Below are 14,023 nucleotides of genomic sequence, written 5' to 3' on the forward strand. Positions count from 1 at the left end.
TGATTTCTTTTTTCTACGACTCCACTGAGACAGGCTGGTTACATGTTCAAGAAGCTACGCGGCATTTTTTCTAATGATCTTTCGATCGATTTAGGTACAGCAAATACACTAATTTATGTCCGTGAAGAAGGCATAGTGCTAAACGAACCATCAGTCGTTGCCATTCGTGGAGAGCGAAACGGTTCTGGTCAGAAGTCGGTTGCGGCCGTCGGTACTGAAGCTAAGCAGATGCTAGGTCGTACGCCTGGAAACATTCAAGCAATTCGTCCAATGAAAGACGGTGTTATCGCCGACTTTTATGTCACAGAAAAAATGCTACAGCATTTTATCAAGCAAGTTCATAACAATAGCGTATTTCGTCCAAGCCCTCGTGTTCTAGTGTGTGTGCCAGTGGGTGCAACGCAAGTTGAACGTCGTGCAATCCGTGAATCGGCAATGGGCGCTGGTGCGCGTGAAGTGTATTTGATTGAAGAGCCAATGGCTGCTGCAATCGGTGCCGGTCTTCCGGTTTCTGAAGCAACAGGTTCTATGGTTGTTGATATCGGTGGTGGTACTACAGAAGTTGCGATTATCTCGCTAAACGGTGTGGTTTACTCATCTTCAGTGCGTATCGGTGGTGACAAGTTTGATGATGCGATTATCAACTATGTACGTCGTAACTACGGTAGCTTGATTGGTGAAGCAACAGCAGAACGTATCAAGCACACAATCGGTACCGCGTATCCAGGCGATGAAGTACTAGAGATTGAAGTACGCGGTCGTAACCTTGCTGAAGGTGTACCACGTAGCTTTACGCTAAACAGCAACGAAATCCTAGAGGCGCTACAAGAGCCACTATCGGGTATTGTCAGTGCCGTAATGGTTGCGCTAGAGCAGTCTCCACCAGAATTGGCATCGGATATTTCAGAGCGCGGTATGGTGTTAACTGGCGGTGGCGCACTTATACGTGACCTAGACAGATTACTGATGCAAGAAACGGGTATTCCGGTAATGATCGCAGAAGATCCATTAACGTGTGTTGCTCGTGGCGGCGGTAGAGCTTTAGAGATGATCGATATGCATGGCGGCGACCTGTTCTCTGAAGAAAACTAACCACGGTTAAAAAGGGCGGTATTGAACCGCCCTAGTTTGTTATGAAGCCTATTTTTGCTCGCGGTATTTCCAATCAATTTAGATTAACACTGGCTGTTATCATGTCGGTGATCCTGCTTGTCGCTAATGACAGGCTTGAACCTGTGCGTAACTCCCTCTCTTCGTTATTAAGTCCGTTGCAGTATGTCGCTAATATTCCTGGTGCATTACTCGATCTTTCTGCTGAAAGTTTGGCAACGCGAAACATGCTCGCGAAACAAAATAAAGAATTATTACGTCATCAACTGCTGATGAGTGAGCGTTTACAGCGATTTGAACATTTGCGTCAAGAAAACGATCGTCTACGTGGTTTACTGGGATCTCCGGTACATATGGATGCGAAGAAGGTCGTTGCTGAGGTGATGGAAGTCGCCAGCGATCCTTTTCACCAATATGTAGTACTAAACCATGGATCACGCAGTGGCACATTTGTCGGTCAACCTGTGGTTGATGCTCAAGGTGTTGTCGGCCAGGTGGTGCAGGTGAGCGAGCTCACTAGCCGAGTACTGCTGCTTTCAGATACCACCCATGGTATTCCGGTACGAATTACCCGTAATGATGTGCGCCTTATGGCTGTCGGCACAGGTGTGCTCGATGAATTAGAGCTCAGGCATGTGGCTAAGAGTACCGATGTGCGGGTTGGCGATCTTCTGGTGTCATCAGGCTTAGGCAAGCGTTTTCCTGAGGGCTACCCGGTGGCTCGAGTGATCAGCGTCGAAAAAGACGATGGTAAGAACTATGCTACCGTCGTTGCTCAGCCGTTAGCCGCATTAGATAGAATTCGTTATTTATTATTACTTTGGCCAGATATTGAATCTGACAGTGCTGAACTCACGCCGCCTGAGGGTGTCGAAGAAGCGGTTAAGGCGAGTCAAGAGGTCACACAATGAGTTTACATGTGGCAAATGGCCGCTGGGTCGTTTGGTTAAGCCTATTAGTGGCGATGCTGTTTCAAATCATGCCACTGCCAGATTTGGTAGAAGCATGGCGTCCCGACTGGTTATTGCTGGTCATTATCTATTGGGCGATGGCGCTGCCTCACCGATACAATATTCTCACGGCATGGGTGCTGGGTGTGATGCTAGACATCTTGCTCGGGGCCACATTAGGGATCCGTGCGTTTGCTATGTCAGTCGTCGTATATGTGGTGGTACTGCATTTTCAGCGCTTACGTAACTTCCCTATGTGGCAACAGTCGCTGCTGGTGGCTATGCAGGTGGCACTTTATAACCTAGTGGTATTTTGGGTGCAATTTGTTAGCGACTCCGCCGTTTTCGATATTAGTTTGTTCTATCCAGCACTTTCTAGCCTTGTGATGTGGCCGTGGATCTTTTGGATTTTACGCCGTGTAAGACGTCTTTATAAGGTCAGATAGCAACAATTGGTTTTAGGTTATTTTCTTCGTTAGCTTGTGACGTTAGCTTATGACTTTAAGTTAATCACTAGAATAAGTTAGCTCAGCTAGAATCTTAAAAAAGGTACTCATTATGAAGTTAGTACTTGCCTCGGGCTCGCCTCGTCGTAAAGAATTGTTAGGCCAGTTAGGTTTTTTGAACACTAACAGTGCGAGTCCATTCGAGTTCGAGATTTTAGCGGCGGATATTGACGAAAGTCATCAAGCAGGAGAGTCTGCTGAAGCGTTTGTGTTAAGACTTGCTGAAGAGAAAGCACTCGCAGGATTAGCGCTATATAGGGCGGAAAGTGGCGCCGATAACCAGGCTGTAGTGTTAGGTTCTGACACTATCGTAGTGCAAGGCGACATCATTTTAGGCAAGCCAAAAGATGAAGCCGATGCGGCGCAAATATTGGCAAGTCTGTCAGGATTGCAGCATCAAGTGATGACCGCTGTGGCGTTAACTGATGGCACCAAGACGGTGAGTCGCCTGGTTAAAACTAAGGTGCAGTTTTGCCAGCTAACCCAGGCGGATATCTTAGCTTATATCGCAACGGGTGAGCCGATGGATAAAGCCGGTGCATACGGGATCCAAGGTTTGGGTGGAAGTTTTGTTGAAGCTATCGAGGGAAGTTATTCCGCGGTAGTCGGGTTACCTTTGGTAGAAACCCGCGCGTTATTGTGTGAGATGCAAATTTTATAGCCATAAAATAGCGTAATAAATAGGCCTTAATTGCCAAGCTATAAAACATCATTCTTTGCAGACTTTAACTGGCTAATCGGTATTTTACCTCCGTTTAGCTAGATCACGATCTACGCCAAATCCTTTTTAAATTAGCTATTTCCCTAAGTGGGGTGAGTTGTGAGTAGAAGTCGATTCGCGCAAAGCCGAGTGCAGAAAAAAATAGGCTCTGAGCTCTTAATCAATGTAACACCAACAGAAGCTCGAGTTGCATTAGTCGAGCATGGTGTGCTGCAAGAAGTCCATATTGAACGACGCATGAAGCGTGGTTTAGTTGGCAATATTTATAAAGGTAAAGTGAGCCGCGTACTACCGGGTATGCAGGCGGCTTTTGTTGATATCGGCCTCGATAAGGCTGCATTTTTGCATGCCTCAGATATTGTGCCGCATACCGAATGTGTTGCCGATGTTGAAAAAGGCAATTTTGTGGTGCGCGACATTGCCGAGCTTGTTAGGCAAGGGCAAGACATCATGGTGCAAGTGGTTAAAGATCCGCTAGGCACCAAAGGCGCACGATTAACGACAGATATCACCTTACCCTCTCGCTATCTGGTGTTTATGCCAGGCTCTAGCCATGTGGGTGTGTCGCAACGCATTGAGTCCGAAGAAATTCGGGCTCGCCTGAAAAAAATAACACAACCCTTTGTTGATGATGATGGCGGCTTTATTATTCGCACCGCAGCTGAGAGCGCGGGTGAAGATGAACTCGTGCAAGATGCGGGCTTTTTAAGACGTGTGTGGGCCAAAGTTAGCGAGAGACGCAAGCGCCGTGGCGTGTCTTTATTGTATCAAGACCTCGCCCTACCTGTGCGTATTGTGCGCGATTTTGTGGGTACTGAGCTGGACCAAATTCAGGTCGACTCAGCGCAAACTTATGAAGAGCTGCAGCAGTTTGCGCAAGAGTTCATGCCTGAGATCGCCGATAAGCTTGAGCACTACAATGGGCCTATCCCCATTTTTGACCTTTATGATGTCGAAAATGAAGTGCAGCGCGCCTTGGGGCGTAAAGTCGAGCTTAAATCTGGCGGCTACTTGATCATAGATCAAACCGAAGCCATGACCACGGTAGATATCAATACGGGGGCGTTTGTTGGCCATCGTAATCTTGCAGAAACCATTTTTAATACCAACCTCGAAGCGACCCATGCCATAGCACGTCAATTACGTCTGCGTAATTTAGGCGGCATTATCATTATCGACTTTATCGATATGATGAATAACGACCATAAAAAGCGTGTGCTAGCCAGTTTAGAAAGTGCTTTGTCTAAAGACAGAGTGAAAACCAATATCAGTGGTTTCTCTGGCTTAGGCCTAGTGGAGATGACCCGTAAACGTACTCGTGAAAGCTTAGAGCATGTATTGTGCGGTGAATGTCCAGCTTGTTTCGGCACGGGTAATTTAAAGACGGTTGAAACTGTCTCTTACGAAATTTTCAGAGAGATCATTCGTTTGAATCGTGGCTACGATGCTGATGAGTTCTTGGTTTACTGCTCGCCTGCTGTTTATCAGAGTCTGAAAGGTGACGAGAGTCATCTACTGGGAGAATTGGAGGTCTACATCGGTAAACGAGTGAGGCTGCAAAACGAACCTATGTATGCACAGAACAAATTTGATGTGGTGATAATGTAGTGTCATCAGAGACTTGCGCACCTAAAAAGCGCTCTTTTAATTTGACTCGTTTTTGCTGGCAATTTCTCGCCATCATTTTAGTGCTGTTTGCACTTATGGTCAGTCTATTTAGGGGCTTGTTACCACAACTTGATCAGGTCCGTATGGAGCTGATCAGTTTTGTTGAGTCTGAGTATCAAGTCAAAGTGGACATCGGTAACCTCGCTGCGGAATGGCAGGCATATGGCCCTGCATTAACGGTTAAAAACTTCGTTCTACCCGCGCAGGACAACCTTCCTGTCACCCTGCTATTTAATCAAGTGCATGTGAAATTTGATTTTTGGCAGTCGTTAGTCACAGCGTCACCACAAATCGAGGATGTGATCTTCGATGGGGCAAATGTCGCCTTAGATCTGGATCGTTTAAAGGCGCTTGAGCCTCGCGAGTCGACCACCCAAATGCAGACGGATTGGATCTATAAGTTGTTATTAGAACAACTGGATCGCTTTTCAATTACCGATGCTAGATTTCAGTTGCTTAGCAAAGAGCATGATTATCGCCCCATCTTTATTAAAGATATGAAGTGGCGCAATACCAGTGGCCGGCATCGAGCTGAAGGCAAGGTTGTACTCGATGAAAATGCCTCAGAGGTAGAGCAGTTGGCATTAAGCGTCGATATTAAGGGTAATGGTAATCGCCCAGAATCTTTAGTGGGCCAGTTCTACTTAGCGGCGCGCTCACTGGATATTGGCGAGTGGGCCTCCAGACAACCTAATCCATATGACATGACAACAAGTCTGCCACTGGAAGGCGTTGTTAATCTTCAGGCATGGGCTGGATTTGCAAATAGAAGCATTGAGGGAGTAACGGTCGAGTTTCAACCTAGCTGGTTAGAGTGGTTTCTTAATGAAAAACCGCAGAAATTTACCATTAACTCTGGCGCAGTCCTGTGGCAGCCAAAAGCACAAGGTTGGTCATTAACAAGTCATGGACTTGATTTTTCAACCAATGAATCCTCTTGGCCTTCATTATCGCTGGTCGCCGAAAAAACAGAGCAAGGTATTGATGCGACTGCAAATCAGCTGGCGCTGGATATGTTATTGCCTTTGCTGCCGCTCATTCCCGGTGTAGAGCTCGATAGCCTAAATACCTGGCAGGCATTAAAGCTAACCGGCAAGATTAAAAACATTAACGCCCATTGGGGTGAGCTGCTGAAACAGCCTGAAGTGTCGCTTGAACTCGATAGCGTCGCTTGGCTTGCTTATGATGGCATTCCTGGTGTTGCTGCGATTGATGTCAAAGCGAATATACTTGATGACACGCTGAGATTTTCACTGCCTGAACAAAGCTACCTCCTCGACTTTAATGGTGATTTTGCCGCGCCAATCCAGCTTAAAGGCGATGCATTTAGTGGTGATGTTAACTTCTCAGATTTATCGCTATCTTTACCAAAGATACACTTTAGTAATGCCGACTTAGACATTGATGCTGGCGTACGCTTTGAGTTTGCCGATGCGGTGCATATGGCCTTACTCGCCAACATAGATATTAATGATGTGGCTAACGTGCATCAATATTTTCCGTTAAATGGCATGAGTAGCGAGCTGGTTACTTACCTAACTCAAGCGCTTAAAGCGGGTAACACTGATGATGCGGTTGTAGTGTGGCATGGTGCATTTAGTCGTTACCCCTATGCTCAGCACGATGGTATTTTCCAGGCAGATTTTACGTTAACAAACGCTAACTTTGAATTTCAGCCAACCTGGCCTGCAGTGAGTCAGCTTAACTTGTCAGCCTTGTTTGAAAATGATGCGATGGATCTTCGGGTCAATCAAGGCCAGTTATTAGATGTTAAAGCGGACGGTGCTTATATCGGCATTCCTTCGCTGGGCGACAGAAGCTTATTGCAAGTGAAAGTAGACTTAGCGACAAAGGCTGAAGCTGCTAATGCCGTTATTCAACAATCACCGTTAGTTGATTCTGTTGGAGCAACGCTTGATGTAGTGCAGATAAGTGGTGATATTACCGGGCAGATCGATCTCAGCATTCCACTTTACGATGGTGAAAGTGAGGTGATTAAAGGGACGGTTAATTTTAAAGATACGCCTGTTTACGTGGCTGAACCTGGGATCCAACTCGATAAGGTCACCGGACAGCTTCAGTTTGTCAATGATGTGGTCACAGGCTCAAACCTTAACGCTGTTATGTATCAGCAGCCGCTACAATTTAGCTTTAATACCAAAAGCATGAATAAGAACTATGGGGTGAACGTCGATCTCGCTGGGCAGTGGCAATTAGCCGATTTGCCACCAGAGCTGCATAATCCCCTTAGCGATTATTATGACGGTCAAGTTGATTGGAATGGTGATTTGAGGTTGATCTTCGATCCCATAGGTTACCGAATTCAAGCGCGAGTCGAAACCGATCTTATTGACGCAGCGCTTAATTTACCAGCGCCTTTTTCTAAGGCAAAAGGCGAAGCTAAGCACTTAGTTGCCGAGTTAATTGGTGATAATAAACAAGCTTCTTTAGGCATTAAGCTAGATAAGCAGATGGAGTTTTGGGGTGGCTTTGGGGCTGACTCAGGCAATGCGCTAGCGCATTATGACTTGTTACTGGGGCGGTTATTTAAGCCTGGAGACAAGTTACGTAAGCACCAGGGTCACTTGCAGATCGATTTAGATAAGACTGAGCTGTCACCTTGGTTGCCGATTGTGCAGGCCTTTGTGAGTCAAGGCGAGGTTAGTCAAAGCGATATCAGTCAAGATGATGCGCCAAGCGTGTTGACTGATGAGTCCGTGACAACCAAAGCAGCTTTCTTTCCTGCTTTGGTATCAATTGATGCTGATTTAAATGATCTCAATCTTATGGGGCAACCGCTGACGGACCTCCACTTTAGCGCAGAGCCGACTGAACATGCCTGGCGATTCGATGTTAACTCGCAGCAGTTTGATGGTCGTCTCGACTTTTATCCGGACTGGGTTAATCAAGGACTAAAGATCGTCGCAAGTAAGTTCCATATGGCACCAGAATCTCGTACAGAAGAAAATGCGCATTATAAGTCTGATACGATTATGGCTAACTTGCCGCCATTGGCGATCGATGTCGATAATTTTTCATTATATGGCAAGTCGTTAGGCCACTTAGTGCTGCAAGGAACACCTAAGGGAGCGTCATATGAGATCCAAACCGTCTCAATTACCACGCCCAACGTGCAGCTAAAAGGCCGTGGTGACTGGGATATGAATCAAGGCAAAAACCTCACCTCATTCAAGTTAACTTTGGATGCCACAAAATTTGATTATCTGTCAGAGAAACTGGGGATCGACCCCGGGCTTAAGAATGCACCGACAGCCGTTACCGCAGATATTTCATGGACAGGGGCGCCTTATGCGTTTTCGTTAGAGACGCTTAATGGTGACGTCAGTTTTGAGTTAGGCAAAGGGCATTTATCTGAGGTCAGCGACAAAGGCGCACGCATCTTCTCGTTGTTTAGCTTAGACTCCTTGCTGCGCAAATTATCGTTAGATTTTTCAGATGTTTTTGGTAAGGGGCTCTATTTTGACTCCTTTAACGGTACGCTAAAGCTTGATGACGGCGTGGTTAAAACGACCGACACTGAGATGAACGCCGTTGCTGGAAACATGCGAGTGCGTGGCTATACCGATTTAATGACCGAAAGCCTCAATTATGATATTCGCTTTGTGCCGCAATTGGCATCGAGTGTTCCGACTGTCGTGCTGTTGAGCACGGGCTGGACATTTGGATTAGGGGCGTTTGCACTGACTAAAGTGCTTGAGCCTGTGATTGAGGTGATTTCAGAGATCCGCTTTAGACTGACGGGCACTATGTCAGAGCCTAAGCTTGAAGAGCTTGAGCGCAAGAGCAAAGAGATAGAAATTCCGGAGTCTATTTTACGCAAGCAATCACCGCAGTCGGATGTTCAAGGTCAGCAAACATTGCCTGAAGCCAATGCAGTAATAGTTGGGGTCACTGAAACCCCAGCTCCTGTTGAGGGGAGCCACCAGAAAAGTGCTGCAGCAAGTACTGTTACGGCGTCAGGTAGCCAGTTATCGTCGGTGACAGCGCCAAATATTCAATTTAATAGCGCTGAGGTTGCCAATACTAACAAGCATACCAGCAACAGTAACAGCAAGGCTGATATCAAGCTTCCAGCACTTAAGGTTATTGAATCCAAGCCTGAAACCGCTCATGATGAGCAGGGCGAATCATCAGATTTACCGCAGCAAGATTTATCGAACGGCAGTTTGTTTGAGTCAGATAGCCGCCAACAGGGAGAGTTAGATGCAAGTCAGCCTACTGCAATGTCAAAGCAGTCGCAGCGTATCCGAGAATCTACAGTTTATCGAGTCGCAGCTTAAATCATTACCTCAAAAGGCCAATGAATCACAGTTGGTGGTATTGCCTGAGTGTTGCCTGTTGTTTGGCGGCGAAGAAAGTCAGCAACTGCAGTATGCGATGCCTGCTGAAGATAGCAAACTCAAGCAAGATTTAGCTAAGCTAGCGGCGCAATATAGGGTCGTTATGGTTGCGGGCAGTATCCCGATTTTAGCCGAAGATGATCGCGTTTATAATCGCTGCTATGTGTTTGATGTCGATGGCAGTGTCTTAGGCCAATACGATAAGTTGCATCTGTTCGATGTTGAGGTGACTGATGGCACTAAGCAATATCGAGAAAGTGATGCGTTTTGTCCAGGCAAGCACATTAGCGTGGTTGATACGCCAGTGGGTAAGTTAGGATTAGTGATCTGTTATGATCTTCGTTTTCCCGATCTGTTTAGAGCGATGCGAGAGGCGGGAGCCGAGCTTATTGCTGTGCCAGCGGCATTCACCAAAGTCACTGGTGAAGCTCATTGGCAGGTGCTGTTACAGGCTCGAGCTATCGAAACCCAATGTTTTGTCTTAGGTGCTGCGCAGTGGGGACAACATAATCAGGGTAGCCGAGAGACCTGGGGGCAAAGTATGATAGTCAGTCCCTGGGGAGAGATCCTTGCCCAAAAAGCACAAGGGACTGGCTGGGTTCAAGCTGAGGTTGATCTGCAAGGCTTGCAAGCGCTTCGGGCAAAAATGCCGGTGATGGCCCATAATCGATTTGTGTCACCACAGCTTAAATAGCTCAATAAATTTAGGGCGAACAGAAACTTGCTGTGAGCGAGATTCGGTTTGCCGACGTATTTTATCGAATTAATATAAAGAGAGAATAGATGTCATTTTTAACCCAAGTTGGACAAAGCTTATTACAAGATGGGCTAGCAATCGATGATCTACAAAGCTATTTAAAGCGTATTCATGAACATCAAATTGATTTCTCAGATCTTTATTTTCAAGGTAGTCGTCACGAGTCTTGGGTATTAGAAGACGGCATTGTTAAAGACGGCAGTTTTCATATTGAACGAGGTGTAGGTGTTCGTGCTATTAGTGGTGAAAAAACCGGTTTCGCCTATGCCGATGAAATTACACCTGCAGCATTAGAAGCGGCGGCAACCGCGGCGCGTGGAATCGCGACATCGGGCGGTAATGCTCAAGTTAACGCTTGGCAGCAGCAACAGAGTAAGGCGCTGTATATCAGTTCCGATCCGATTGCTGCGATGGAAGAAGTGAAAAAGATTGAGCTGCTTAAGCAAGCTGATGCCTATATCCGCAGCTTAGATAGCCGTATTATTCAAGTTGTAGTGAGCCTGTCTGGTGTTCACGAAGAAATTTTAGTGGCAGCGAGTGACGGTACTCTTGCTGCTGATATTCGCCCGTTAGTGCGCTTTAACTGCAGCGTTATTTTAGAAGAGAACGGCAAGCGCGAGCGCGGAGGCTCTGGTGGCGGTGGACGTCATGATTACAGCGTGCTTTTAGAAGATGATAGCGACGGCTTACCTTATTGCTTTGGCTTTGCTCGAGAAGCGGTACGTCAAGCTCAGGTAAACCTGCACGCAGTTGATGCGCCAGCAGGCGAGATGCCTGTGGTACTTGGCGCAGGTTGGCCTGGCGTGTTATTGCACGAGGCTGTGGGCCATGGCCTTGAAGGTGACTTTAACCGCAAGGGTAGCAGTGCCTTCAGTGGCAAAGTGGGCCAGCAAGTGGCGTCAGAATTAGTAACGGTAGTCGATGATGGCACTATGACTAATCGCCGTGGTTCACTGAGTATTGATGACGAAGGGGTGCCGACTCAAAAGACTGTGTTGATTGAGGACGGGATCTTAAAAGGCTACATGCAGGACAAACTTAATGCGCGCCTAATGGGCGAGCAGTCAACCGGTAATGGTCGCCGCGAGTCATATGCACATCTGCCTATGCCACGTATGACAAATACATATATGGAAGCGGGTGAGTCAGATCCTGCCGAAATCATTAAATCGGTTAAGAAAGGGGTCTACGCGCCTAACTTTGGTGGCGGCCAGGTGGATATTACCTCGGGTAAGTTTGTGTTCTCGGCATCAGAAGCCTATCTCATTGAAAATGGTGAAATCACCCAAGCCATTAAGGGCGCAACCTTAATTGGTAATGGTCCTGAGTCGATGAGCCAGATCTCAATGGTTGGTAACGATTTAGCGCTGGATAAAGGCGTGGGCGTATGTGGTAAAGATGGTCAAAGTGTTCCTGTTGGTGTTGGCCAGCCGACACTGAAGTTAGACAAGTTGACCGTTGGTGGCACCGCATAAAAGTTCATAAGCTAGGATTTAGCGAGTAAATAATCGACTAAGTCCTAGCAGGCAAGATGATGCAATGATAGTATCGACCCATTAAAAATAGAGTAAATACTCTAGAGGTGCTAATGAAACGTTCGCTGTGTGCTCTTTTGCTAGTGTTGCCGCTAACGGCCCAAGCTAAAACCATGGCCTTTGACGAGGCGTGGCAACAGCTAATTAAGGTCAGCGATAAGCTCCAGGCGGGGGCTCAAGAAGTTAACCGCGCTGAAGCTGAACGAAGAGCGGGTGAAGATATGAACCTGCCTTCTATCGACTTAAGGGGCAGCTATACTCGCTTGGAAAAACCGATAGAGCTAGATCTGCGCGATCTTAATCCTCTTGCATCTCTTGACCCTGCCACATTGCCTCCGGCTCTTGGCGGTGCGCTTGCGGGTATTCCAGGCTCGTTATTTGTCACTCCTTTCACCGAACAAGATATTTTCCGCTCAAGCCTACAGGCCATGTGGCCTATCTACACTGGCGGTAAGATCACGGCAGCACAGGCCATTCATGAAGCTGAAGTTGCCGAGAAAGAGCAAGAGCTCAAACTGACTACTCGCGATCTATTTCTACAATTAGTCGATCGCTATTATGCCGTTGCGGTTACCGAAGCCCTAACCAGTACGCAATCTGAGTTAGTTGATTCGCTGACCTTGCATGCATCACATGCTGAGAAACTTGAGCAGCAAGGCCAGATTGCCAAGGTCGAGCGCCTTAATGCGCAAGTTGCACTTGAAAATGCTCGGGTGAATTATGGCCGTGCTAAGCGTCAGTCAGAGATGGCAATGATCGCCTTATCTATGATGCTGCATGAGCGAAAAGTGGATACCACCTCGCCACTATTTATGTTGCACCAATCACCCTCTTTGCCGCAGTTAACCCAGTTGACCCTTAATCAACATCCAGCTTTAAAGCTGCTTGAAGCGAAAGAAGCGCAAGCACAGGGGTTGGTTGATGTAGAGAAGGGCAGCTACTTACCAACGGTATTTTTATACGGTAATTACACTCTTTATGAAGACGACAGTTTGTTTTCACAGATAGAACCAGACTGGATGCTAGGCATCGGGGTCAGCGTGCCTTTATTGAGCCGAGACGGACGCAGCGGAAAAGTCGAGGCTGCTAAGAGCGCACTACTACAGGCTAGATATACCAAAGCGCAGACTCAACAGGATTTGAACTTATTACTCGACCAGAGCTATCGCCAGTTGCTACAGGCACAAGAAGAGGTGGTGTCGTTAAACACTTCAATGAGCTTGGCTGAAGAGAATAAACGTCTTAGAGACATTGCGTTTAAGCAGGGGTTATCAACCTCAATCGAAAAAGTGGACGCAGAGCTTAAGCTCAATGCGGTTGCGACCCAACAGTTGGGCGCGCAATATCGCTACGTTCAATCCTATGCAAGACTGATGGCGATAAGCGGTCAGCTAGATGAATTTATTGGAAGAAGTATTAAGCAAGGGGACACCAATGCGCACTAACCGTATCTTAGCCGCCGCGGCATTTATCGTATTAATAGGTGCCTTGGTATACGGCTTAATCCTTGCTTACACACCGAAACCACAGCTACTACAAGGGCAGATAGAGGCGCGCGAATATAACGTTTCCTCAAAAGTCCCTGGTCGAGTTGAAGAGGTGTTAGTAAGACGAGGTGATCTTGTGACCGAGGGAGACCTGCTTTTCGCTATCAATAGCCCAGAGTTAAAAGCTAAATTGATGCAAGCAGAGGGCGGACGTGATGCCGCAGTTGCTATGCAAAAAGAGGCTGACAATGGTGCGCGTAAGCAGCAAATTTCAGCCGCAAGAGAAGAGTGGTTAAAAGCGCAAGCGGCAGCCAAGTTATATCGCACGACCTATGAGCGCTTAGAAGTGCTGTTCAACGAAGGGGTACTGGCAAGACAGAAGCGAGATGAAGCCTTTACTCAGTGGCAAGCGGCCAAATATACCGAGCAAGCGGCACTGGCTATGTACCAGATGACTGATGAAGGTGCGCGAGTTGAAACTAAAGCGGCTGCAGCAGGTAATACGCGAATGGCTGAAGGTGCAGTGAATGAAGTCTCTGCAATCTTGCTTGATAGTCAAATGCGCTCTCCAAAAAATGGTGAAATTAGCGAAGTCTTGCTCCAAGCGGGCGAGTTAGCACCCAGTGGCTTTCCTGTCGTCAGTTTGATCGATATGAAAGATGCTTGGGCGGTATTCCAGGTACGAGAAGATCTACTTAAACAGTTTAAACAAGGTGATGTGCTAAAACTGACGATTCCGGCGCTTGAGCGAGATGTTGAGTTTACCGTAACCAATATTGCGGTAATGGGCGATTTCGCAACTTGGCGAGCCACAGAAAGTGGTCATGACTTTGATATGCGTACATTCGAAGTGGAGCTGCGCCCGAATGAGACGATAAAAGATCTAAGGGTTGGGATGTCGGTGCTTTTCACCTTATAGGTTAGCTGG

The 14,023-nt window shown here is 47.1% G+C and carries 10 protein-coding genes; all 10 read left to right on the forward strand.

Annotation, left to right across the window (positions count from 1 at the left end):
* Positions 1–42: 42 nt before the first annotated feature.
* The 10 genes from ACVBJC_RS04185 (at position 43) to ACVBJC_RS04230 (ending at position 14,014) form a co-directional block, all read left to right on the forward strand.
* Positions 43–1,092, forward strand: coding sequence for a rod shape-determining protein (locus ACVBJC_RS04185; RefSeq protein ID WP_447159762.1), 1,050 nt, complete (start codon positions 43–45; stop codon positions 1,090–1,092).
* Positions 1,093–1,133: 41 nt separating this feature from the next.
* Entirely contained in the window at positions 1,134–2,021 is an 888-nt protein-coding gene (gene mreC / locus ACVBJC_RS04190) for a rod shape-determining protein MreC (RefSeq protein WP_447159761.1), read from the forward strand.
* On the forward strand, positions 2,018–2,506 hold the full coding sequence (mreD, locus tag ACVBJC_RS04195) for a rod shape-determining protein MreD (RefSeq protein ID WP_447159760.1): 489 nt from the start codon (positions 2,018–2,020) through the stop codon (positions 2,504–2,506). Before mreC ends, mreD begins: the two co-directional genes overlap by 4 nt.
* Positions 2,507–2,618: 112 nt before the next feature.
* Positions 2,619–3,227 (forward strand): Maf family protein, encoded by a 609-nt coding sequence (locus ACVBJC_RS04200; RefSeq protein WP_447159759.1) that lies wholly within the window; start codon positions 2,619–2,621, stop codon positions 3,225–3,227.
* A 201-nt stretch (positions 3,228–3,428) separates the two neighbouring features.
* Positions 3,429–4,895 (forward strand): ribonuclease G, encoded by a 1,467-nt coding sequence (rng, locus tag ACVBJC_RS04205; RefSeq protein WP_447159815.1) that lies wholly within the window; start codon positions 3,429–3,431, stop codon positions 4,893–4,895.
* On the forward strand, positions 4,895–9,256 hold the full coding sequence (locus tag ACVBJC_RS04210; protein ID WP_447159758.1) for a YhdP family protein: 4,362 nt from the start codon (positions 4,895–4,897) through the stop codon (positions 9,254–9,256). Before rng ends, ACVBJC_RS04210 begins: the two co-directional genes overlap by 1 nt.
* On the forward strand, positions 9,180–10,010 hold the full coding sequence (locus ACVBJC_RS04215) for a carbon-nitrogen hydrolase family protein (RefSeq protein WP_447159757.1): 831 nt from the start codon (positions 9,180–9,182) through the stop codon (positions 10,008–10,010). The genes ACVBJC_RS04210 and ACVBJC_RS04215 overlap by 77 nt, the downstream gene beginning before the upstream one ends.
* A gap of 89 nt (positions 10,011–10,099) precedes the next feature.
* The gene (tldD, locus tag ACVBJC_RS04220) at positions 10,100–11,548 is read left to right on the forward strand and encodes a metalloprotease TldD (RefSeq protein WP_447159756.1); all 1,449 of its coding nucleotides are present in this window, start codon (positions 10,100–10,102) and stop codon (positions 11,546–11,548) included.
* Between the two features lie 113 nt (positions 11,549–11,661).
* Positions 11,662–13,053, forward strand: a complete 1,392-nt coding sequence (locus ACVBJC_RS04225; RefSeq protein WP_447159755.1) for a TolC family protein — start codon at positions 11,662–11,664, stop codon at positions 13,051–13,053.
* The gene (locus ACVBJC_RS04230) at positions 13,043–14,014 is read left to right on the forward strand and encodes an HlyD family secretion protein (protein WP_447159754.1); all 972 of its coding nucleotides are present in this window, start codon (positions 13,043–13,045) and stop codon (positions 14,012–14,014) included. The genes ACVBJC_RS04225 and ACVBJC_RS04230 overlap by 11 nt, the downstream gene beginning before the upstream one ends.
* Positions 14,015–14,023: the final 9 nt, after the last annotated feature.

This window comes from Shewanella sp. 0m-6 (assembly GCF_052977325.1).